The sequence below is a fragment of the Streptomyces sp. PR69 genome (assembly GCF_026420845.1).
Classification (GTDB): Bacteria; Actinomycetota; Actinomycetes; order Streptomycetales; family Streptomycetaceae; genus Streptomyces.
The window spans coordinates 1-20877 of the sequence record NZ_JAOWCB010000021.1; the positions used below are offsets into that span (position 1 = coordinate 1).

A 20877-nucleotide genomic window follows, 5' to 3' on the forward strand; every position below is an offset into this window, starting at 1 on the left:
TCATGGTGCGGGGCTCTTCTGCGTTTAGGGTGACCCGCAAGGTCACGACGAGGACGGCCCGATACGGTGGCCAGCATGAGCGGCCGCGCGTTGTTGATGTGGGACGAGGCAGTCACGAAGTATGACTTCGGGAACGACCATCCGATGGATCCGGTGCGGCTTGCGCTGACGATCGGATTGGTGCGGGCTTACGAGCTGGACCGTGCGCTCGATGTGGTGGCGGCGAAGCCGGCCGGGGACTCGACGCTCAGGCTCGTACACCGTGAGGACTATGTGGCGGCAGTCCGGGCGGCTTCCGCTGACCCACGCGAGGCCGACCAGGCGTACGGGCTGGGGACGATGGACGACCCGGCGTTCAAGGGGATGCATGAGGCGTCCGCGCTGATCGCCGGTCAGTCGGTGGGGGCGGCGGAGGCCGTGTGGCGCGGGGAGGCCGCGCACGCGGTGAACTTCGCGGGCGGTCTGCACCATGCGATGCCCGGCGCGGCGTCCGGGTTCTGCATCTACAACGACGCGTCCTTGGCGATCGCCCGGCTGCTGGAGCTGGGGGCCGAGCGGGTCGCGTACGTCGACGTCGACGTACATCACGGGGACGGGGTGCAGGCGGCGTTCTGGGATGACCCGCGGGTGCTGACGATCTCGCTCCATGAGCACCCTCAGACGCTCTTTCCGCAGACCGGGTGGCCGGAGGAGACCGGAGGCCGGGGCGCGGCGGAGGGCAGCGCGGTGAATGTGGCGCTTCCGGCGGGCACGGGGGACGAGGGGTGGCTCAGGGCGTTTCACGCGGTGGTGCCGGAGCTGCTGGCGGACTTCCGGCCACAGGTGCTGGTGACGCAGCACGGGGCCGATACGCACTTCGAGGACCCGCTGGCGCATCTGGCGGTGTCGCTGGATGCGCAGCGGTCGGTTCAGGCGGCGTGCCATGAGCTAGCCCATGCCCATGTGGACGGTGCGAAGTGGGTTGCCCTTGGGGGCGGCGGGTACGCGGTGGCGGATGTGGTTCCACGGTCCTGGACGCACCTGGTGGGGATCGTCGGCCATGCGGAGGTGCGGCCGGAGTCGTTGATCCCGGAGTCATGGCGCGATGAGGTGTATGCGCGGACGCGCGGGGTGGCGCCGGGGCGGATGACGGACGGGCGGTGGCCGGTGCGGTGGCGGCCGTGGGACGAGGGGTACGACCCGGGGGACCGGGTGGACCAGGCTGTGCTGGCGACGCGGCGTGCGGTGTTTCCGCTGCGGGGGTTGCTGGCCTAAGGGACCGGGGCCGGGGCCGGGACCGGAGGCTGAGGACCGGGGCCGGTTCCCCCGTTCCGTAATTAGGCCAATTGCGGGGGTAATTCGGGCTTTTCGCACGAAGGCGTCCCGCGTACGGCAGCATCGGGAAGGTGTTGAGTACCGGGGCGCTGCGGGCGCATTTGCTGGAGGCTCGGCTGGCCGGGGAAGTGGCCACGACGCGAGAGCAAAGCCTCCGCAGTTATCGGCTCTTCGCAGCTGGCGATCCGCGTGTCACCCTCGGGCTGAATCCCGAGTGGGTCTGGGGTGAGCGGGATCTGCTGGCGCTGATGGCTGACAGATGCGGAGTCTCCGCGGACCCCGACCAGGTGACCGGGCCCGATGTCATCGATCCGGAGCGGACGCTCGCGGGGCTCGACGCCTTCGCGGACCGGCTCGGGGACGCGGCCGAGCGCCGCGCGCCCGTGCTGTTCGGGACCGGGCATCCGCACCGGCTGCTGGGCTTCTACGCCGATCTCGCAGACGCTTTGTCGGCAGCTGGCTGCCCTGTCCTCACACCCGCGCAGGGGCGATGTGTCGACATAACGACCCGGTTCGGCGTACGCACGTACAACCTCGCGTACGTACGGCGCATCGCGCTCGTGCGCGAACCGGGCACGCGGGAGCACGGGGGCAATCCCGGCGCGCACACCCACTCACCACTGCCGATTCGGGTGGCCCTGGCCGCGGCCGCCGCCGCCCGCGAGCCGCTGCCCGAGCTGGTGGTGGGTGACCACGGCTGGGTCTGCGGTGCAGGTCAGCTGGGTATCGAGGCCATCGGCCTGGCAGATGTGAACGACCCCGCGCTGTTCGTCGGAGAGGCGGAGGGGCGGGTGTCCGTGACCGTTCCGGTTGATGACGCTGTGCGGTCTGATTGCTACCGACCGCTGACGCGCTATGTACTCAATCGAGCGTGTCTGTCACAGTAGGCGGCCGATGGCTGCTCCTCTTCCCCACTCGCACCACCCGCCCCTAGTCTGGGGAGTGAGCGCACAGCGACGAAGAGTCACCGGAGGGGAAGCCGGTGTGCGTCGGGTGCGGAAGGTACAGGTGGGTCATGGCTGCAGACCAGAGGCCTCTTAACGAGGTCGTGTTTCTGACCGTGGCGGAAGTCGCCACGGTCATGCGAGTGTCGAAGATGACGGTGTACCGCTTGGTGCACAGCGGTCATCTGCCGGCGATCAGGGTGGGGAGGTCTTTCCGGGTTCCGGAGCAGGCGGTTCACGACTACCTCCGAGAGTCCTATGTGGGGGTGGAAACCGCATAGCGGAGTCCGGATGGCTGCCCTCGGATTACGTCCCTCACTCGGCGGCAGGTAGGCTAGGCCGACGTAGGTCGTGTGGGCCCAGACGCCCCGCACCGAGATCCCCGCTGACGCGGGGTGTTCCGAGAAGTGAGCGAGGGTAGTCGTGGGCTCTGTTATCAAGAAGCGGCGTAAGCGGATGGCCAAGAAGAAGCACCGCAAGCTGCTCAAGCGCACGCGCGTTCAGCGTCGCAACAAGAAGTAAGCGCGCCCGGCGAGAGCCGTTCGCGCAGCCGTGGCCCTTCCACCAGACGTGTGGGAGGGCCACGGCGCGTTTCGGGGCGGCCCCAGACCATCACGCCGGGCGGTACGGCGATATGGGCGATCAGGCCACTTGTCCGCAGTAAGTGCGACGGGTGGACATCACAGCGCAACGCCCAAGCGCTACGGTGACGCACAGGACCTAAGGGAAGGCGCTGATCTTGGGCAAGGTCGTGCTCGTCACCGGGGTGGCCCGGCAGCTAGGAGGCCGTCTTGTACGGCGAATCCAGCGCGACCCGGAGGTGGACCGGGTCATCGGCGTCGACGCGATGAAGCCCGAGCACCATCTGGGCGGCGCCGATTTCATCCGCGCGGACATCCGGCAGCCGACGATAGGGCGGGTTCTCGCCGAGCATGCCGTGGACACCGTCGTCCATATGGATGTCACCGGCACACCGCTGGGCGCCGGCGGCCGCACCGCCGTCAAGGAGACGAATGTCATCGGCACGATGCAGCTCCTCGGCGCATGCCAGAAATCGCCGACGGTCAAACGGCTGGTGGTGAAATCCAGTACGAGCGTCTATGGCTCGGCGTCCCGGGACCCGGCCGTCTTCACCGAGACCACCCCGCCCAAATCACTCCCGAGCGGCGGTTTCGCCAAGGACGCGGTCGAGGTCGAAGGGTACGTACGGGGATTCGCCCGCCGCAGGCCGGACGTCGCCGTGTGCGTGCTGCGCTTTGCGAACATCCTCGGGCCATGCGCGGATTCCCCGCTTGCCGAGTTCTTCTCGCTGCCCGTCATGCCCACCGTCTTCGGCTATGACCCGCGGCTGCAGTTCGTCCATGAGGACGATGTGATCGACGTACTGCGCATCGGGCTGCACGAGCCGCGCCGGTCCACGCTGAACAGCGGCACATTCAATGTGGCCGGCGACGGCGTGCTGCTGCTGTCCCAGTGCTCGCGCAGGCTCGGGCGGCCGACGCTGCCGCTGCCGCTGCCCGCTGTCACCCGCTTCGGCTCGGCGCTGCGCACGATCGGCGTCACGGACTTCTCGCCCGAGCAGATCCGGCTGCTGACCCATGGACGTGTCGTCAGCACCGTGCAGATGCGCGAGACGCTCGGGTTCCACCCCAGGCACACGACCGCGGAGACCTTCGCGGACTTCGCGCGCAGCCGGCAGCCCGGGCTGCTGCCTCCGGCCGCCGTCGCCGCGGCGGTCGACCGGGTCGCGGCGGCTCTGCCGCGCGCAAGAGGAGCCTGCGGAGACAGAGCCCGGGGACACGGAGCCCGGGGACAGAGCTCACAGCCCGACGGTCGCACAGCCGGATAAGGAGCGCAGCCAACGATGGCGGATGCCAAGGTCATTCCCTTCGACGACGACCGTTCGCGTGGCGGGGCACAGCGCGGCGGCGCACAGCGCGGCAGCGGCGGTGCACGGCGGCGTCCCCGTCAGCCGTCCGGCGGCCGCGGCGCCGCCGCGCCCGACACGGCGGCGGGGACGGCGCCGGTGCATGAGGCCGCTGTGAGCCCGCTGCCCGGCGCCGCACGGCCGCGGAGGGCCGAGCGGAGCACGCCGTACGGCGGTGAGACGGAGCCCGAGGAGCGGTCCGCCCGCGTCGACGGCCAGGAGGCAGAGGCGCGGCCCGATCGCTGGGAGCGGCGGATCGCCGGCGGACTGGCGTTCCTGCGCCGACGGCTCACCGGCGACTACGAGGTGGATGAGTTCGGCTACGACAAAGAGCTGACCGACCAGGTGCTGATGTCGCTGCTCCGCCCGCTGTACGAGAAGTACTTCCGGGTGGAGGTGAAGGGCATTGAGAACATTCCGCAGGACGGCGGCGCGCTTGTGGTGGCGAACCACTCGGGCACGCTTCCGCTGGACGGGCTGATGATGCAGGTCGCCGTCCATGACAACCATCCCGCCCAGCGCCATCTGCGGCTCCTCGCCGCCGATCTCGTCTTCGTCCTCCCGGTCGTCAATGAGCTGGCCCGGAAGGCGGGACACACCCTGGCGTGCGTGGAGGACGCGGAGCGGCTGCTGCAGCAGGGTGAGGTCGTCGGGGTGATGCCGGAGGGCTTCAAGGGCATCGGAAAGCCGTTCAGCGAACGCTACAAGCTGCAGCGCTTCGGGCGTGGCGGGTTCGTCTCGACGGCGCTGCGGGCCGGGACGCCCATTGTGCCGTGCTCGATCGTCGGGGCGGAGGAGATCTATCCGATGATCGGCAATGCGAAGACGCTGGCGCGGCTGCTGGGCTTTCCGTACTTCCCGATCACGCCGACGTTTCCCTGGCTGGGGCCGCTGGGCGCGATGCCGCTGCCGACGAAGTGGACCATTCAGTTCGGGGAGCCGATCCCCACGGACGGCTATCCGCCGGAGGCGGCCGAGGACCCGATGCTGATGTTCAATCTGACCGACCAGGTGCGGGAGCAGATCCAGCACACGCTCTACAAGCTGCTCGTGCAGCGCCGGTCTGTGTTCTTCTGAAGCGTTCTTCTGAAGCGCTTGTCACGCATACGGCAGGGAGATGGGCGGGCCTCCTGAGAGGCCCGCCCATCTCCCTGCCTGTCTTCTGCTACTGGTCGCTTTCGCCCTCGACGCCGAGACCGGGGAGGATGCCCGGCAGCAGCGGCGGGAGGGTGACATCCGCCTCCGGCGTCGGCGACCCCGAGCCGTTCCCGGACGAGTCTTCGGGGGCGGGGGTGTTCGGCGGCGGGAGCAGACCGCCGGTGTTGCCGCCGAGCAGGCCCTCCTCCTGGGGCGAGGCGGAGCCGGATCCCGAGCCCGACGGCTGGGCCGAGCCGTCGGCGGACTCTCCCTGGCCGGAGGACGGCGCGGCCGGGGAGGTGCGGCTGTCGGATTCGGCATGGCCTGCGCCGGGTGTGTCACGGGTGGAGCCGGGGCGGCTCTGCACGCTGCTCTCCGTCTCCGGGGGGCGCGGCAGCAGCGACTCCAGCGGCTCGACGTCCTGCTCTATGGCGTCGAAGACCGAGCTGACCTCATTGCCGACGTCGGTGAGCTGGGTGGGCAGCCGCTCGCGGAGACCGAGCCAGGTGTCGCGGTGCGAGCGGGAGAAGGAGTCGAGGGCGGCCATGGGGCCGATCGAGCCGTCCCGCGCATAGGCGGCGGAGAGCAGCCGGTGCCCTTCCGAGGCGTCGTGGCGCATGCTGTTGAGCGCCCGGCGGATCTCGTTCAGCGACTCATGGTCCAGATCGCCGCTGCGGCCCCGCTCCATGAGCCGGCGGGCTTCGCCGAGGCGGGTCGAGGCGAGGTTCAGATAGAGCTCGCCGCGGTCGGAGTCGTCGTCCGCCAGGCCGAGCTTGAAGTCCTCCATGCCGCGCTTGAGGCCGTACAGCGAGTCGCCCGGGAGGGCGTCGGAGCTGGCGGCGGCCACTCCGCTGAAGGCTCCGGCGGCCACGCCGACCGTCAGGCCGCCTGCCGCCAGACCCTTGGACCAGCGGGAGCGCGGCCGCAGCTTCCGGAGCGCGGACGCACGATGGGCGCCGCGGCCCGCCTTGCGCTGCTCGGGGACCGTACGGCCCGCGGAGGCGCCGCCCGCGGCGAACATCTCTTCCATGGCGGCCACGAGCTGGGCCCGCTGCACCACTTTGACGTCGGGGTCCAGCTCGGGCTTCGGCAGCTCGCTGAGGCCGGTCGCCAGCGCCAACAGCCGTCCGTGCTCGGCTGGTTCGACGGTGTCGACCGGGCCTGCGGCGTCCGGCTCCGCGTCCGGCGCCTCGGGTCCCTCGGGCTGTTCGGCCGCCCGGTCTTCCAAGGCCTGGGCGAAGGCGTTCGCCCGCCGGTGCGCCGAAACGTTCGCGATCACTGGCGGCACCTCCTCTCGTCATGACGATCGACTCCCCAGGGGATCTGGAAGGTTGCACGCCTTGAACACATCCACACGAACGAGTGAGCGGACGCGGGCAGGGCGTAACCACAGGGAGCCTGCATCCCGCACAACGAGCGGCGCGGCACTTGGGTTACGCGCGAAAGATGATCGGACCAGAGCGTCATCGGGGCGTCACCGACGGTGAGTTGAGGAGTTAGTGAAAGGTGGACATCGGTCAGTGTGCGGACGGGCGGTACGGGCGGACGGTGCGGGCGGACGGCGGTGTGGCGGGTGGAGGCGGCTCAGCGGGCGTCGTCGGGGAGCAGCCGGGCCAGGGTGCGCACGGCCCGGTACTGGAGGGTTTTGATCGCGCCTTCGTTCTTGCCCATGACCCGGGCCGTCTCGGCGACGGACAGGCCCTGGAGGAAGCGCAGGGTCACACACTCCTGCTGCTGCGGATTGAGCTTGCGGACCGCCTCCAGCAGGGCGGCGTTGGAGAGGGACTCCAGGACGGAGTCCTCGGGGCTGCGCTCGACCTCATTGGCGTCGAGCATCTCGCCGGTGGTCACTTCCAGGCGGAAGCGGCTGGACTTGAAGTGGTCCGCGACCAGGTTGCGGGCGATGGTCACCAGCCAGGCGCCGAAGTCGCGGCCCTGCCAGGTGAAGGTGGAGATACGGCGCAGGGCGCGCAGGAACGTCTCGCTGGTGAGGTCCTCGGCGGTCGCCTTTCCGCCGACCCGGTAATAGATATAGCGGTAGACGGTGTCGCTGTACTGGTCGTAGAGGCGGCCGAAGGCGTCGGCCTCGCCGGCCTGCGCCCGCTCGACGAGCTCCATCATGCGGGCGCTGTCGCTGTCGGCGCTGGGGCGGCGGGCGGCGGTCGAGGCGCCGGCCCCGCCGAGCGCTCCCCGGCCGCGTCTGCCCACCGCCCGCCCGTCGCCCGACCACCTCCCCTCGACGACGCCGCTGCGCGCCGAGCCCTTCTCGACGCCGTTGGCCAGGGCATAGCAGGGGGCGGCGGGGCCGCCGCTTGCGGCGAGGCGGGGCATGGCGAATGCGGGGCCGGCGTACGCGGTGGGGACGAAGCCGCGCAAGCAGTCGAGGACCGTCGCGCGCAGCGTAGCCAGGCCCGAGGCGTCAACCCCGTCGTGTGGGTACACGGGACTCCCAGAGGCAGAGCTTCCATCACGTGCAGTGAGGGACCGTTCACCCGTCGTGGGGACAGGTGATGTCCGTCATGCGTCTGAGGAGAATAACGCTTCGTACAGGCAGTGCTACACCCAGTTGCTCAAATCATCGTTTCCGTCGCTTCTGTTACGCCTATGCGGCGGATCAAGTAGCGGATTGTGAACGGTTATTGATCGAAAGACTTCGTGATCTGTCTCATCGGGCGGCTGCTTGTGGCCGCGTGCAGAAAAGAGGACTGGCCGGCGGCGCGCGGGGGTAAGGCTTCGAGATTGGCCGCGTGTCCGTGTGCGGTTTCGTACGGGATCACGGGCGCGGGTGACGCGGATGACTGGACACGGGTGCGGGTCCCGGAAGACGGTTCGCGGGCCCGTTTCGCGGCCCTCATCGGGGCTCCCATGCGGCGCGCGCCCCGCCGAGTGCGGGCGTGGGGGGCGGGGCCGACGCCGGCGGAGCGGCCGGCTGGGCCCGGCGGGTCAGCGGCGTCGGCGGTGCAGCGCCACCGCGGCCGCAGTGCCGCCCGCGAGCGCGCCGACGCCCGCGGCCGCCGGGATGCCGACCTTGGCCGCCTTGCGGCCGGTGCGGTAGTCCCGCAGCCGCCAGTCGCGCTCGCGCGCGTACTTGCGCAGCTTGGCGTCCGGGTTGATCGCGTACGGATGGCCGACGAGCGTCAGCATCGGGATGTCGTTGTGCGAGTCGCTGTAGGCCGCGCAGTGTGACAGGTCCAGGCCCTCGGCGGCCGCCAGGGCCCGTACGGCCTCGGCCTTCGCCGGTCCGTGCAGCGGTTCGCCCACCAGCTTGCCCGTGTAGACGCCGTCGACGGACTCCGCGACTGTGCCGAGCGCCCCGGTCAGTCCGAGGCGGCGGGCGATGATCGTGGCCGTCTCGACCGGGGCCGCGGTCACCAGCCACACCTTCTGGCCCGCGTCCAGGTGAGCCTGGGCGAGGGCGCGGGTGCCGGGCCAGATGCGGTCGGCCATGTACTCGTCGTAGATCTCCTCGCCGATCGTCATCAGCTCGGAGACGCGGTGGCCCTTGACGATGGACAGGGCGCTGTCGCGCGCGTCCTGCATATGCTCCGGGTCCTCGACCCCGGCGAGCCGGAACCAGGCCTGCTGCCAGGCGAAGCGGGCCAGCTCACGGCGCTGGAAGAACTTGCGCTTGTACAGACCCCGGCCGAAGTGGAAGAGCGCAGCGCCCTGCATCACCGTGTTGTCGAGGTCAAAGAAGGCCGCGGCGCGCTCGTCCCCGGCGACGGGGAATTCCGGTTCCTCTGCCGCGGCGGCTTCCGCCGCGGCCTCGCGCTCCCGCAGGGCCTGCAGCTCCTCAAGCTCCCGCGACGACTTGCGTGCGGCCTCGGCTGCGGCCTCGCCTGCCAGGACGCTCCGTGCGGTGGCGGAGCGCCTACGGGGGGTGAGCCATCCCAGTGCGGCCATGTGGCGAGCATAGCCAGTCTGTTCGGTAGTTCCCGAGTCGCGGGGATGCGATGACGTGAACTCTGCAAGGCAGCTCTGTTAAACGGGTGATTCGCCGCGTACCGGGCGGCGGCTCCTGTGCTCGGTCCGCGCGGGCGGAGAATGGGCGTATGAGTCCTGTGCTGCGGCGTACGAAGAAGAAGGCCGGGGAACGGCTGGTGACCCTGATCGGGAAGCCGGGGTGTCACCTCTGTGACGATGCGCGGGCTGTGATTGAGGAGGTGTGCGGTGAGACGGGTGCTGCCTGGGAGGAGAAGGACATCACTCAGGACGAGGCGCTGCATCGCGCGTACTGGGAGCAGATTCCGGTTGTCCTGGTCGACGGCGAGCAGCACACCTTCTGGCGCGTGGACGCGGGGCGGCTGCGGCGGGCACTGGGAGCCTGAGGCGCATCAGGGTCCTCAGGCGTATGCGGAGCGTGAGCGTCCGCCTCCGGTTCTGCGGGAGGGTACCCTTGAGGGCGTTTTGCCCGGTTCTTTCTGGAGGATCGGGGCTCGTGCCGTGGCTCTATCGGAATGCGATGGGCGCAGGGCAGAGTGAGGCGTCCCGGGGTGTCATCGTGAGGAGTGTGTACGGCTGTGCCCGCAATGCGTGGTCAACGGGTCGGCGCGGCTCGCGGTTCCAGGAACGGGCGATCGAATCGCGTGACCCCGGTCACTTTGCTCGGACAAAGCGGACACTATCTTTGTGCACGCGTTCACAAAGACATAGCCTGCATTCGACGGGGCGGTCTTGGGACACACGGCCGCCTGCAGCCTCGCTCATCCCGCAGGAGCACCGTGGCAACTGGCCGAAATCACCGACCGGCGACCCGTAGCCGAGGAATCCCCGAGGCCACCGTCGCCCGGCTTCCGCTGTACCTGCGCGCCCTGACCGCGCTGTCCGAGCGGTCCGTGCCGACGGTTTCGTCCGAGGAGCTCGCGGCCGCCGCCGGAGTCAACTCCGCCAAGCTGCGCAAGGACTTCTCCTACCTCGGTTCGTACGGGACCCGCGGTGTGGGCTACGACGTCGAGTATCTCGTCTACCAGATTTCCCGCGAGCTGGGGCTGACCCAGGACTGGCCGGTCGTCATCGTCGGCATCGGAAACCTCGGCGCGGCCCTCGCCAACTATGGCGGGTTCGCCTCCCGCGGCTTCCGTGTCGCGGCCCTGATCGACGCCGACCCGGCCATGGCCGGAAAGCCGGTGGCCGGGATTCCGGTGCAGCACACGGACGAGCTTGAGAAGATCATCAACGACAACGGCGTGTCGATCGGCGTGATCGCCACCCCCGCGGGCGCCGCCCAGCAGGTGTGCGACCGGCTCGTCGCCGCCGGAGTCACCTCCATCCTGAACTTCGCTCCCACCGTGCTGTCCGTGCCGGACGGCGTCGATGTGCGCAAGGTCGACCTCTCGATCGAGCTGCAGATCCTCGCCTTCCACGAGCAGCGGAAGGCAGGCGAGGAGTCCGAGGCCGTCGCGGGCGCGCCCGCCGCGTCTGCGTCTGCTGCTGCGCCTGCCGCGTCTGCCGGAGCGCCTGCCGCGACCGAGCAGAACGAGAGCGCCGGGCCGGGCGCGAGTGCCGGCCGGAAGGGACCCGACGGGGATATGCCCGCCGTGATGCCGGCATGAGTCTCCTGGTCGTCGGGCTGAGCCATCGCAGCGCGCCGGTGAGCGTGCTGGAGCGGGCCTCCCTTGCCGCCGACACGCAGGCCAAGCTGCTGCAGGACACCCTCGCCGCGGAGCCCGCGGTCGAGGCCGCCGTCCTCGCCACCTGCAACCGCATCGAGCTGTACGCGGACGTGGACAAGTTCCACGCGGGCGTCGCCGAGCTGTCCACCCTGCTCGCCCAGCACAGCGGCGTCGGGCTGGAAGAGCTCACTCCGTATCTCTATGTGCACTACGAGGACCGGGCCGTCCACCATCTGTTCTCGGTCGCCTGCGGCCTTGACTCAATGGTCGTCGGCGAGGGCCAGATCCTCGGCCAGATCAAGGACGCCCTCGCGCTCGGCCAGGAGCTGCACACCGCCGGACGGCTGCTGAACGACCTCTTCCAGCAGGCGCTGCGGGTCGGCAAGCGCGCCCACAGCGAGACCGGCATCGACCGGGCCGGGCAGTCGCTCGTCACCTTCGGCCTTGAGCAGCTCGCCGCGGGTGCGTCCGTGGACGCCTGGGCCAAGGACAAGCGGGCGCTCGTCATCGGCGCGGGCTCCATGTCGTCGCTGGCCGCCGCCACGCTCGCCCGCGCCGGGGTCGCCGAGATCGTCGTCGCCAACCGGACCCTGAGCCGGGCCGAGCGGCTCACGGAGATCCTGCGCGAGCCGGGCGGCACGGGCGTGGACGCGCGCGCCGTCGAGATGACGGCGGTCGGCGCCGAGCTGACACGTGCCGATGTCGTCGTCTCGTGCACCGGGTCCACGGGGCTTGTGCTGGGGGCCGATGTCATCGGGGCGGCGGTCGAGGCGCGGGCCGCCGGGCCGCTGGCGCTGCTCGACCTGGCCATGCCGCGGGACATCGACGCCGCCGTGCACCGGCTCGGCGGGGTGCGCCTCGTCGACATCGAGTCCCTCGCCGAGGCGTCCGCCGACGTGCCCATGGCCGCCGACGTGGACCAGGTGCGCCGTATCGTCTCCGACGAGGTCGCGGCCTTCGGCGCCGCCCAGCGCGCCGCGCACATCACCCCGACCGTGGTCGCCCTGCGCACCATGGCCGCCGATGTGGTCGCCGGCGAGGTCGCCCGGCTGGAGGGCCGGCTGCCCGGGCTGGACGACAAGCAGCGAGCCGAGATCGTGCAGACCGTGCGCCGCGTCGTCGACAAGCTGCTCCACGCGCCCACCGTGCGCGTCAAGCAGCTCGCGAGTGAACCGGGCGGAGCCGGGTACGCGGATGCGTTGCGCACACTCTTCGACCTCGACCCGGAGGCGGTCGCTTCCGTCAGCCGGGCCGACCTGAATGACGCCGACGTCAAGAACCGAGGGCGAGTATGACCGAGAGGACCGAGAGGGCGGTCGGCGGCGCCGTGGAGCGTGCTGTGCACGCCGCGACGCATGCCGTCCTGTCCGAGACGGCCGACGGGCGGCCCGGGAAGGCGGGTGACGCGCGGCCCGGCACGGCGGGCACACGGCCCGTGCGCGCCGCCGAGGGTGCGTCGGCGGGGGCGGCCGGGCGGCCGTCGCGTGCGGCCGGTCGCGAGGACCGCGGGCGGTCCGTGCCTGCCGGCGATGCGCTGGGCGAGGTGACTCAGCCGTCCCGTGCGGCCGTCGCCGGGGAGCACGCCGGCGCGGCGGGTGCGGTGCGTGGTGCGGGTGGCGCAGGCCGGCCCGAGGCCGAGGGTGCGTCGGCTCCGGCGGGTGACGCCGCGCGGCCGTTGCGGCTCGGGACCAGGCGGAGCAAGCTCGCCATGGCCCAGTCCGGGCAGATCGCCCAGGCCGTGCGCGAACTGACCGGACGCGCCGTCGAGCTGGTGGAGATCACCACGTACGGCGACACCTCGCGTGAGCACCTCGCGCAGATCGGCGGCACCGGAGTCTTCGTCACCGCGCTGCGCGACGCGCTGCTCTCGGGCGAGGTGGACTTCGCCGTCCACTCCCTGAAGGACCTGCCGACCACCCAGCCCGAGGAGCTCGCGCTGGCCGCCGTGCCGCCGCGCGAGGACCCCCGCGACGCGCTGGTGGCCCGCGACGGCCTCACCCTGGACCGGCTGCCGCGCGGCGCGCGCGTCGGCACCGGGTCGCCGCGCCGGATGGCGCAGCTCAACGCCTATGCGCGCAGCCATGGGCTGCAGATCGAGACGGTGCCCATCCGCGGCAACGTCGACACGCGCATCGGATATGTACGCAGCGGAGAGCTGGACGCCGTGGTGCTCGCCGCGGCCGGCCTCAGCCGCATCGGCAGGTCCGACGAGGTGACCGAATTCCTTTCGGTCGACTTCGTGCTGCCCGCCCCCGGCCAGGGGGCCCTGGCGATCGAGTGCCCTGCGTCGAACGCAGACCTCGTCGCCGCGCTCGCCGAGCTCGACGACCCGTACACCCGGGCCGCCGTGACCGCCGAGCGTGCCCTGCTCGCCGCCCTGGAGGCCGGATGCAGCGCACCTGTGGGCGCGCTGGCCGATCTGTCGGGCGAGGGCCAAGTTGTCAACGAAATGCGCCTGCGGGGCGTCGTCGGCACGACCGACGGCGCGACGCTGGTGCAGCTGTCCACCACCGGTCCCGTACCCACGTCGCACGGCGACGCCGTCGCGCTTGGCCGCGAGCTCGCGTCCGAGATGCTCGCCAAGGGTGCGGCCGGTCTTATGGGGGAGCGAGTTCTTTGAGCCCCACCACCGTCTCGAACCATCCGGCCCCTCCCGCATACGGGCACGGCCACGGGCATGTCACCTTCCTCGGGGCAGGCCCGGGTGACCCCGGTCTGCTGACGCTGCGCGCCGTGGAGGCGCTCGCGGGCGCGGACGTGCTGATCGCCGAGCCGGATGTGCTCGACGTCGTGCGCGGCCATGCGCGCGCGAACGTAAGCACGCCCGAGCTGACGGCTTCTGACGAGGCGTCAGTTGTCGTCGGAGTCCCCGCCCTCAGGGATGCGGCCAATCTTGTCATGGAGGCCGCGCGGGGCGGCAAGCGGGTCGTCCGTGCGGTGACCGGCGACCCGGGGCTCGACGGCAACGCGGGCGAGGAGATGCTCGCCTGCGCCGCCGAGGGCATCCCCTTCGAGGTGGTGCCGGGCATCGCGGCGGCGGTCGGCGTGCCCGCGTACGCGGGTGTGCCGCTGCGGGACGCGCAGGGCGCGGACGTCCGCTTCGTGGACGCCCGCACCGCGAGCGACCGCTGCTGGACCGAGGTCGGCGCGTCCGACGGGACCGTCGTCGTGTCCGCCACGCTGGAGACGGTCGCCGGGGCGGCGGGGGAGCTCGTCTCTGCCGGGCGCAAGCCCGACACCCCGCTGACCGTGACCGTCGCCGGGACGACCACCCGGCAGCGGACGTGGACCGCGACCCTCGGCACCATCGCCCAGGTCTTCAAGCAGGGCAAGGTCCTGCCCTCCCCGGAGGGGCACCGCCCGGTGATAGCCGTGGTCGGCGAGCGCAGCGCCCCGGCGCAGCGCGACCAGCTCGCCTGGTTCGAGTCCAAGCCGCTCTTCGGCTGGAAGGTGCTCGTGCCGCGCACCAAGGAGCAGGCCGCGTCGCTCTCCGACCAGCTCCGCTCGTACGGCGCGGTGCCGCACGAGGTGCCGACCATCGCCGTCGAGCCGCCGCGCACCCCGCAGCAGATGGAGCGGGCGGTCAAGGGGCTCGTCACCGGACGGTACGAGTGGATCGCCTTCACCTCCGTCAACGCGGTCAAGGCGGTGCGCGAGAAGTTCGAGGAGTACGGGCTCGACGCGCGCGCCTTCGCCGGGATCAAGGTCGCCGCGGTCGGCGAGCAGACCGCGAAGGCCCTTGTCGACTTCGGCGTCAAGCCGGACCTCGTGCCCAGCGGGGAGCAGAGCGCGGCGGGCCTCCTGGAGGACTGGCCGCCGTACGACCCCGTCTTCGACCCGATCGACCGGGTCTTCCTGCCGCGCGCCGACATCGCCACCGAGACGCTGGTCGCCGGGCTGATCGAGCTGGGGTGGGAGGTCGACGACGTGACCGCCTACCGCACCGTGCGCGCCTCTCCGCCCCCGGCGGAGACGCGCGAGGCGATCAAGGGCGGCGGCTTTGACGCCGTGCTCTTCACCTCGTCCTCGACCGTGCGGAATCTCGTCGGCATCGCAGGCAAGCCGCACAACGTGACCGTCATCGCCTGCATCGGCCCCGCGACCGCGAAGACCGCGGAGGAGCACGGGCTGCGGGTGGACGTCCTGTCGCCGGAGCCGTCGGTGCACAAGCTGGCGGAGGCGCTGGCGGAGTTCGGCGCGAAGCGCCGCGAGGCGGCGAAGGAGGCGGGGGAGGCGATTCTCCGCCCGAGCGAGAAGCGGCCGGGCGGGCGGCGCCGCCGCGCGACGTAAGCCTGCGGGGGCTTGGCCCCGCGCCCGCCGCCTGCGGGGTGTGGGAGCTTGCCCCCCGGCACCCGCCTGCGGGGTGTGGGGGCTTCGCCCTGCACGCCCCCGGCGGCGGTGCGCGTCGTGGGCTGGGCGCGCCCGCTTTGGCGGGGTGCGGGTCCTTTCCCGCGGGGTGCGGGCGCTTTCCCACCCCTCCCCGCCTTGGAGTGCGGGGGTCGGAAGGGGGCGGGCGGGAGAGAAGGGCGCCCGGCCGGACCCCGGGCCGGCCGCTCTCGCGAGGGTGGCCGTACCGCCCCGGGCCCGGTACGCCGCCCGGTAGCGTGGGGTCATGACTTCGTACGGTTCCTTCCCCGGCACCCGCCCCCGTCGGCTGCGGGTCACCCCGGTCATGCGGCGTATGGTCGCCGAGACGCGGCTGCACCCGGCCGATCTGATCCTGCCCGCGTTTGTGCGGGAGGGCATCGGGGAGCCGGCGCCGATCGGCGCGATGCCGGGGGTCGTGCAGCACACGCGGGACTCGCTGCGGAAGGCCGCCGTGGAGGCGGCGGAGGCCGGGGTCTCCGGGATCATGCTCTTCGGGGTGCCCGAGGAGGCGAAGAAGGACGCGGCGGGGACGGCCGGCACGGACCCGGACGGTATCCTCCAGGTCGCGATCCGCGATGTGAAGGCCGAGGTCGGCGACGCGCTGGCAGTGATGTCGGACCTGTGCCTGGACGAGTACACGGACCACGGCCACTGCGGCGTCCTCGACGAGCGCGGCCGCGTCGACAACGACGCCACGCTGGAGCGCTACGCCGAGATGGCGCAGGTCCAGGCGGACGCGGGCGTGGACGTGGTCGGCCCCAGCGGCATGATGGACGGCCAGATCGGGGTCATCCGCGACGCGCTGGACCAGACCGACCACGAGGACGTGGCGATCCTGGCGTACACGGCGAAGTATTCGTCGGCCTTCTACGGCCCGTTCCGGGAGGCGGTCGGCTCCTCGCTGCGCGGCGACCGCAAGACGTACCAGCAGGACCCGGCGAATCTGCGCGAGTCGCTGCGGGAGCTGGCGCTGGACCTCGAAGAGGGCGCCGACATGGTGATGGTCAAGCCCGCGGGCCCGTATCTGGACGTCCTGGCGAAGATCGCGGACGCCGTGGACGTGCCGGTCGCCGCGTACCAGATCTCCGGTGAGTACGCGATGATCGAGGCCGCGGCGGAGAAGGGCTGGATCGAGCGGGACAAGGCGATCCTGGAGGCGCTGACCGGCATCCGCCGGGCGGGCGCGAAGATGATCCTGACGTACTGGGCGACGGAGGCCGCGCGCTGGATCAAGTGACCGGTGATGCCGCGGGCCGGGGAGCCGGGCGACTCAGACTCCCTGGCCCGCGGTGGTTCAGCGGCTCAGCAGTACAGGTTTGAGCCGGTGGACGTGCCCAGGATCTGGGTGAACTGGCGGAAGGTGTCCACCCGCGACTGCACCTGGCCCGGGTTGCCCCCGTTGCACTCCAGGCTGCCGTTGATCGCGCGGATCGTCTCGCCGAATCCGTGGTCGTTGACGATGGCGTGGTGCGCCGTCATGGTGCCGGGCCCGGTCTGGGTGTTCCAGTACCAGAGCGCCGTCTTCCAGGCGACCGCCGCGTCACGCTCGACGAGCCACGGGTTGTTCAGCAGATTCAGCCCGAGGGCGTCGCCCGCGGCCTTGTAGTTGAAGTTCCAGCTGAGCTGGATCGGCCCGCGGCCGTAGTACGCGGCCTGACCGGCCGGGCAGCCGTAGGGCCGCCCCCAGTCGCAGTAATGCGGGTAGTTCGCCGTGTTCTGCTCCACGATGTGGACCAGGCCGCCGGTCTCGTGCGAGACATTGGCGAGGAAGGCCGCCGCCTCACGCTTCTTGACGGTGTCGCTGCCGGTGTTGGCGAAGCCGGGGTACGAGCTGAGCGCGGCCTTCAGCCCGGAGTACGTGTAGAAGCCGTTCCGGCTTGGGAACATCTGGTTGAACTGCGCCTCGCTGACCACGAATCCCGACGGGTCCGTGGTGTCGCCCCCGCCGTCACCCGAGCAGGTGTACGGGTCCCAGTACCAGGTGGAGATCGTGGGGTCATAGCCCGGGTTGTCGTGCTCGGCTATGTAGTGGCTGCCGTTGTATCTGACAACGTTGCCAGTGGTGTACCAGACGCCCTGCTGCCAGTTGGGCGCGGTGTCGCAGACGCCGGCGGCGGCAGCGGAGCCGACGGCTGTGGCGGAGGGGGTGAAGACCGCGGACAGCCCGCTGGCGACGAGGGCCGCGAGCAGGAGGGGGATGATGCGCCGTCTCAGCACTCGATCACTCCTTGAGAGTCAACGGCCGTGCCCGGGGAGGGGGTTGAGCTACCGGGCCCGGCCGCGGTGGGGGGTGTGCCGGTAGCTAAGCGCGTTGACGTGATCGAGTCAATGGTATAGGCCAATTCTGACCAAGGGTCAGTTTCGGGGCGGGGCCGGGCATGCTCCATTCGGCAGAGGTCCGCTGGCCGTCGACGACGCCGGCGGCCAGGCTCGGAGGCGTACCGATACGAGGAGGACGCCGTGATCGAGATGCCCGTCGTGAACCAGTGCGCGGTCGAGGACTGCGCCTACAACCGGGACCACGGCTGCCACGCGCTGGCCATCACCGTGGGCGACACCCGGCATCCCCACTGCGACACCTTCTTCACCGCATCGGACAAGGGCGGCGATCCCTCCGCCACCGGCCGGGTCGGGGCCTGCAAGGTGTCCGACTGCCGGCACAACAGCGACTACGAATGCCGCGCCCCCGCCATCGCCGTCGGCTACCACCAGAGCGACGTCGACTGCCTGACCTACGCGCCTGCCTGAGTCAGTCCCACCAGAAGGACCAGCGGTCGCCGCCGACCAGCTCCTTGGCGTAGGCGTCGAGGGTGCCTGACCCCTGCCAGACGTTGTCCGGGCAGAAGGCGTGATGCTCGGCCGCGACGGCGAGCGCGTCGGGGAGCGTGCGGGGCGGGGCGGCGACGGACAGCTCCAGGCAGTCGAAGGACAGCCCGACCACTCGTATGCCGAACCTGTCCTCCCAGGAGCGCAGGACCGCGCAGAGCGCATCCGTCTCCGCGTGGTTGGACGGGCCCGTCCAGCCGAGGGCGTACGGGATGTCCGCGGACCGGGCAGCCGGGACCAGTCCCGCGCGGGGCGCGGGGAAGTGCGGGGACAGCGCCGGATCGAGGAGCGTCGCGGCGACGCGGGCGGCGGCGGTGTCCGGGTCCGTCTCGAAGGGCCGCGCGGGCGCGAGACCCGGCCGGTCGCCGTACCGGCCCTCGCCGTACGCGTCCTCGTCGGAGCGTACGAACTCCCAGAGCTCGGCGAGCACCGTCTCGGCGTCATGGTCGTCCGGGTCGGACGAGACCTCGGGGGACAGGTCCCTGTCCCAGGCGGGCGTCCTTCCCGGCCCGTCCGACAGCAGGACGGGATGCATGCCGGTGGCCTGCCGGGCGCGCTGGAGCTGCGCCCAAGTCTGCGGCTGCGCGGGCTCGTTCGCGTACCAGAACGACGGTCGTACGCGTACCGCGCCGGGCTGGAGGTCGAGCCCCAGCGCGTTCGGGTTCATCACCATGCGGCGACCCTAGGGGCCGCCACTGACAATCAGCCGACCTGCGAGGTGAACGCCGCCCAGGCGGAGGGGGTGAGGGTGAGCATGGGGCCCTCGGGGTCCTTGGAGTCCCGGACGTGGATGGTGGTGGGGGAGGCGGCGACCTCAACGCAGGACCCGCCCTCGGTGCCGCTGTAGCTCGACTTCCGCCAGGTGTAGGCGACTTCGACGCATGCGCCGCCCTCTTCGCTGCTGTAGCTGGACTTGAACCACTCAAGTGCGATGCTCATAACTCTCCTAGCAGCTGGCTCAACAGGCCTTTGGTCTCCTCCTGGTTGAGGGCCTGCGTTCGCAGCATCGCATACTTTTGCGAAAGGACGCTGACCTCGTCAGCGTCGGAAATGAGCTGACCGCCGCGCTGAGTCTCGGTGTAGGCCAGAAGCTCGTGGTCGTGCGTCTCCAGGAGAATGAACGGACCAGCCAGCCCTGCATGGGCCTGCCGGCCGAGCGGCATGATCTGGAGCGATACGCCTGGCAGGTCGGCGCAATCTCGCAGGTGCCGTAGTGTCTCCGTGTACACCTCGTCGCCGCCCAGCCGGTCCCGCACGACAGCTTCAGAGACGATGAAACTGATTGTCCTCGGGGTCTGGCAGCGGAGGATCTCCTGGCGTTCGAGACGGGCGGCCACAAGGGCGTCGATCTCTTCCTCGGTGACGATGGGGACCTTGCAGCGGAAGACGGCGCGAGCGTAGCTCTCCGTCTGCAGGAGCCCCGGCAGCACCTGGTTCTCGTACCACGAGATCGCGATGGCCTCGCGTTCGATGTCCATGAACTGCTCCGCCCACACCGGGAACAGGTCTGCCTCCGGCAGGTTGTCCAACGCCGTCTCCAGTACCCCCTTCGTGTCCAGAATCCGGTCCATCAGCCTGGCCAGATCCGGCTTCAGGGCCCGCCGTCCCACTTCGATCGACGAGATCGTCTCCACATGGAGCCTGACCCGTTCCGCCAGTTCCCTCTGTGTGAGGCCCGCCGCCTCGCGGAGGCGGGCGACCAGTGCGCCCACGAGCTTCATGGCCGACGCGTTCTTGGGGCGTCGCTTCTTGGAGTGCATGACCTGTCAACTCCCCGTACACGGTGAAAGGTCATGCCCGGTCCACCCGTACCAAAATTCTGTACGGGTGAACGGAGCGGCTGAGGCGAGCTCGATTTGTCCTTGCGTGACGGCTCAGGCGAGCAGGAATTTCAGCCGGTCGTCGGCCAGCCACGGGGCGATCTCCACGATCTCCGAGCTGACGATGTCCTCGACGACGAAGGGGTCGGCCGCGACGCGGCGCTCAAGGTCCTCCCGTGAGGCGCCGTCGGCCAGGATCGCGCCGCCGAGCCCCGGGCAGAACCATGAACATGGGGCACCTCTCGGTTGGCTGAAGGGGATGAGTCAGACGTTCGTCTGGCCGGCGGCGTCTTCGTTTCCGGCGTGCGGGGCGGTCTCGGGGCTCGCGGCATAGGCGCTCAGCCAGTCGTGCATGCGCTGGACCTCGCGGCGGATGAAGTCCTCGTCCTGGAAGGCGTGTGCGAGCGTGGCGACGCCCTGGCTGAAGGCCAGGACGTGCATCGCGAGGGCGTCGGCCTCAGCCTCCTGCCCCAACAGCACGAACTGCCGCCGCAGCCACTCCCGGAAAAGCGTGAACAGATCGCCGGCGTCGTCCAGCGCGGGGTGGCCGAGCTTGGCCAGCTCCGTGGTCAGGGTGCCCACCGGGCAGCCGTAGTGCTGGATGTCCGCGCGGTTCGTCACGACGATCTCGATGAACCTGCCGATCCGGCCGACGGGGTCGGGCTCGTCGGCCTCCCACCGCTCCAGCATCCGCCGCCTGTCGTCGAGCCGTGCGGCGATGACCGCGGCGAGGATGTCGTCCTTGGACTTGAAGTGGTAGTAGAAGTTCCCTCGCGAGATGCGTACGGCCTCGGCGATCGCCGCGAAGGACGTGTGCTCGTAGCCCTGTCGGTAGAACAGCTGATCGGCCGCCTCGACGATATGCGCCCGGGTGGTCGCAGCGCCCACTGTCACCCCTCCTTGGTGTCGCCCGGCCATGCGGAGCATGT

At 70.7% G+C, this 20877-nt stretch carries 22 protein-coding genes; 14 read left to right on the forward strand and 8 right to left on the reverse strand.

The genetic code is table 11. The annotated features are described in order from the left end of the window. Window positions 1-75: 75 nt before the first annotated feature. The 6 genes from OF819_RS19815 to OF819_RS19840 all read left to right on the forward strand — a co-directional run bounded on the left by OF819_RS19815 (window position 76) and on the right by OF819_RS19840 (window position 5262). Window positions 76-1254: an acetoin utilization protein AcuC gene (locus OF819_RS19815; RefSeq protein WP_267244932.1), complete on the forward strand. Its 1179-nt coding sequence runs from the start codon at window positions 76-78 to the stop codon at window positions 1252-1254. A 131-nt stretch (window positions 1255-1385) separates the two neighbouring features. Then, window positions 1386-2201: a phosphatase gene (locus tag OF819_RS19820; RefSeq protein WP_267244933.1), complete on the forward strand. Its 816-nt coding sequence runs from the start codon at window positions 1386-1388 to the stop codon at window positions 2199-2201. Between the two features lie 128 nt (window positions 2202-2329). Then, complete coding sequence (locus OF819_RS19825) at window positions 2330-2539, forward strand: helix-turn-helix domain-containing protein (protein WP_267244934.1); 210 nt, start codon at window positions 2330-2332, stop codon at window positions 2537-2539. A gap of 142 nt (window positions 2540-2681) precedes the next feature. Continuing rightward, entirely contained in the window at window positions 2682-2780 is a 99-nt protein-coding gene (locus tag OF819_RS19830) for a 30S ribosomal protein bS22 (RefSeq protein WP_003948845.1), read from the forward strand. A gap of 217 nt (window positions 2781-2997) precedes the next feature. Next, entirely contained in the window at window positions 2998-4107 is a 1110-nt protein-coding gene (locus OF819_RS19835; RefSeq protein ID WP_267244935.1) for an NAD-dependent epimerase/dehydratase family protein, read from the forward strand. A 15-nt stretch (window positions 4108-4122) separates the two neighbouring features. After that, the gene (locus OF819_RS19840) at window positions 4123-5262 is read left to right on the forward strand and encodes a lysophospholipid acyltransferase family protein (RefSeq protein ID WP_267244936.1); all 1140 of its coding nucleotides are present in this window, start codon (window positions 4123-4125) and stop codon (window positions 5260-5262) included. An 88-nt stretch (window positions 5263-5350) separates the two neighbouring features. On the opposite strand, the gene OF819_RS19845 is transcribed toward OF819_RS19840, so the two are convergent. From OF819_RS19845 to OF819_RS19855, 3 genes are all read right to left on the reverse strand, one after another. Continuing rightward, window positions 5351-6601 carry a DUF5667 domain-containing protein gene (locus tag OF819_RS19845; RefSeq protein WP_267244937.1) on the reverse strand — a complete coding sequence of 417 codons (1251 nt, stop codon included), beginning with the start codon at window positions 6599-6601 and terminating at the stop codon, window positions 5351-5353. Between the two features lie 305 nt (window positions 6602-6906). After that, on the reverse strand, window positions 6907-7764 hold the full coding sequence (locus OF819_RS19850; protein ID WP_267244938.1) for an ECF subfamily RNA polymerase sigma factor, BldN family: 858 nt from the start codon (window positions 7762-7764) through the stop codon (window positions 6907-6909). A gap of 501 nt (window positions 7765-8265) precedes the next feature. Beyond that, window positions 8266-9225, reverse strand: coding sequence for an HAD family hydrolase (locus tag OF819_RS19855; RefSeq protein ID WP_267244939.1), 960 nt, complete (start codon window positions 9223-9225; stop codon window positions 8266-8268). 149 nt (window positions 9226-9374) lie between these two features. Here OF819_RS19855 and OF819_RS19860 point away from each other — a divergent pair, with 149 nt between their 5' ends. The 6 genes from OF819_RS19860 to hemB all read left to right on the forward strand — a co-directional run bounded on the left by OF819_RS19860 (window position 9375) and on the right by hemB (window position 16539). Next, window positions 9375-9650 carry a glutaredoxin family protein gene (locus tag OF819_RS19860; protein WP_267244940.1) on the forward strand — a complete coding sequence of 92 codons (276 nt, stop codon included), beginning with the start codon at window positions 9375-9377 and terminating at the stop codon, window positions 9648-9650. Window positions 9651-10043: 393 nt separating this feature from the next. Further along, window positions 10044-10874 carry a redox-sensing transcriptional repressor Rex gene (locus OF819_RS19865; RefSeq protein ID WP_267244941.1) on the forward strand — a complete coding sequence of 277 codons (831 nt, stop codon included), beginning with the start codon at window positions 10044-10046 and terminating at the stop codon, window positions 10872-10874. After that, entirely contained in the window at window positions 10871-12229 is a 1359-nt protein-coding gene (locus tag OF819_RS19870) for a glutamyl-tRNA reductase (RefSeq protein ID WP_267244942.1), read from the forward strand. The genes OF819_RS19865 and OF819_RS19870 overlap by 4 nt, the downstream gene beginning before the upstream one ends. A 380-nt stretch (window positions 12230-12609) precedes the next feature. Next, the gene (gene hemC / locus OF819_RS19875) at window positions 12610-13554 is read left to right on the forward strand and encodes a hydroxymethylbilane synthase (protein ID WP_267245018.1); all 945 of its coding nucleotides are present in this window, start codon (window positions 12610-12612) and stop codon (window positions 13552-13554) included. Then, the gene (locus tag OF819_RS19880) at window positions 13551-15224 is read left to right on the forward strand and encodes a bifunctional uroporphyrinogen-III C-methyltransferase/uroporphyrinogen-III synthase (protein ID WP_267244943.1); all 1674 of its coding nucleotides are present in this window, start codon (window positions 13551-13553) and stop codon (window positions 15222-15224) included. The genes hemC and OF819_RS19880 overlap by 4 nt, the downstream gene beginning before the upstream one ends. 322 nt (window positions 15225-15546) lie before the next feature. Continuing rightward, on the forward strand, window positions 15547-16539 hold the full coding sequence (gene hemB, locus OF819_RS19885; protein ID WP_267244944.1) for a porphobilinogen synthase: 993 nt from the start codon (window positions 15547-15549) through the stop codon (window positions 16537-16539). A gap of 65 nt (window positions 16540-16604) precedes the next feature. Here hemB and OF819_RS19890 read toward each other — a convergent pair whose 3' ends face one another. Then, on the reverse strand, window positions 16605-17516 hold the full coding sequence (locus tag OF819_RS19890) for a glycoside hydrolase family 19 protein (RefSeq protein ID WP_323748946.1): 912 nt from the start codon (window positions 17514-17516) through the stop codon (window positions 16605-16607). Window positions 17517-17771: 255 nt separating this feature from the next. Here OF819_RS19890 and OF819_RS19895 point away from each other — a divergent pair, with 255 nt between their 5' ends. Continuing rightward, a complete protein-coding gene (locus tag OF819_RS19895; protein ID WP_267245019.1) occupies window positions 17772-18050 on the forward strand; it encodes a DUF1540 domain-containing protein in 279 nt (92 codons plus the stop codon). A gap of 1 nt (window position 18051) precedes the next feature. Here OF819_RS19895 and OF819_RS19900 read toward each other — a convergent pair whose 3' ends face one another. The 3 genes from OF819_RS19900 to OF819_RS19910 are packed head-to-tail and all read right to left on the reverse strand — an operon-like array spanning window position 18052 to window position 19888. Beyond that, entirely contained in the window at window positions 18052-18801 is a 750-nt protein-coding gene (locus tag OF819_RS19900; protein WP_267244946.1) for a DUF4253 domain-containing protein, read from the reverse strand. Window positions 18802-18830: 29 nt separating this feature from the next. After that, window positions 18831-19067: a DUF397 domain-containing protein gene (locus OF819_RS19905; RefSeq protein WP_267244947.1), complete on the reverse strand. Its 237-nt coding sequence runs from the start codon at window positions 19065-19067 to the stop codon at window positions 18831-18833. Next, a complete protein-coding gene (locus tag OF819_RS19910) occupies window positions 19064-19888 on the reverse strand; it encodes a helix-turn-helix domain-containing protein (protein WP_267244948.1) in 825 nt (274 codons plus the stop codon). The genes OF819_RS19905 and OF819_RS19910 overlap by 4 nt, the downstream gene beginning before the upstream one ends. Before the next feature lie 102 nt (window positions 19889-19990). On the opposite strand from OF819_RS19910, the gene OF819_RS19915 reads away from it, so the two are divergent. After that, window positions 19991-20128: a hypothetical protein gene (locus OF819_RS19915; protein ID WP_267244949.1), complete on the forward strand. Its 138-nt coding sequence runs from the start codon at window positions 19991-19993 to the stop codon at window positions 20126-20128. 84 nt (window positions 20129-20212) lie between these two features. Here OF819_RS19915 and OF819_RS19920 read toward each other — a convergent pair whose 3' ends face one another. Continuing rightward, the gene (locus OF819_RS19920; protein WP_267244950.1) at window positions 20213-20836 is read right to left on the reverse strand and encodes a TetR/AcrR family transcriptional regulator; all 624 of its coding nucleotides are present in this window, start codon (window positions 20834-20836) and stop codon (window positions 20213-20215) included. Window positions 20837-20877: the final 41 nt, after the last annotated feature.

Excerpts from the sequence above, each read along its gene's own strand:
- OF819_RS19910 (WP_267244948.1), bottom strand. The coding sequence starts at position 19,888 with ATGCACTCCAAGAAGCGACGCCCCAAGAACGCGTCGGCCATGAAGCTC.
- OF819_RS19870 (WP_267244942.1), top strand. The coding sequence starts at position 10,871 with ATGAGTCTCCTGGTCGTCGGGCTGAGCCATCGCAGCGCGCCGGTGAGC.
- OF819_RS19860 (WP_267244940.1), top strand. The coding sequence starts at position 9,375 with ATGAGTCCTGTGCTGCGGCGTACGAAGAAGAAGGCCGGGGAACGGCTG.
- OF819_RS19825 (WP_267244934.1), top strand. The coding sequence starts at position 2,330 with ATGGCTGCAGACCAGAGGCCTCTTAACGAGGTCGTGTTTCTGACCGTG.
- OF819_RS19900 (WP_267244946.1), bottom strand. The coding sequence starts at position 18,801 with ATGGTGATGAACCCGAACGCGCTGGGGCTCGACCTCCAGCCCGGCGCG.
- OF819_RS19840 (WP_267244936.1), top strand. The coding sequence starts at position 4,123 with ATGGCGGATGCCAAGGTCATTCCCTTCGACGACGACCGTTCGCGTGGC.
- OF819_RS19855 (WP_267244939.1), bottom strand. The coding sequence starts at position 9,225 with ATGGCCGCACTGGGATGGCTCACCCCCCGTAGGCGCTCCGCCACCGCA.
- OF819_RS19895 (WP_267245019.1), top strand. The coding sequence starts at position 17,772 with ATGCCCGTCGTGAACCAGTGCGCGGTCGAGGACTGCGCCTACAACCGG.
- OF819_RS19815 (WP_267244932.1), top strand. The coding sequence starts at position 76 with ATGAGCGGCCGCGCGTTGTTGATGTGGGACGAGGCAGTCACGAAGTAT.
- OF819_RS19905 (WP_267244947.1), bottom strand. The coding sequence starts at position 19,067 with ATGAGCATCGCACTTGAGTGGTTCAAGTCCAGCTACAGCAGCGAAGAG.
- hemB (WP_267244944.1), top strand. The coding sequence starts at position 15,547 with ATGACTTCGTACGGTTCCTTCCCCGGCACCCGCCCCCGTCGGCTGCGG.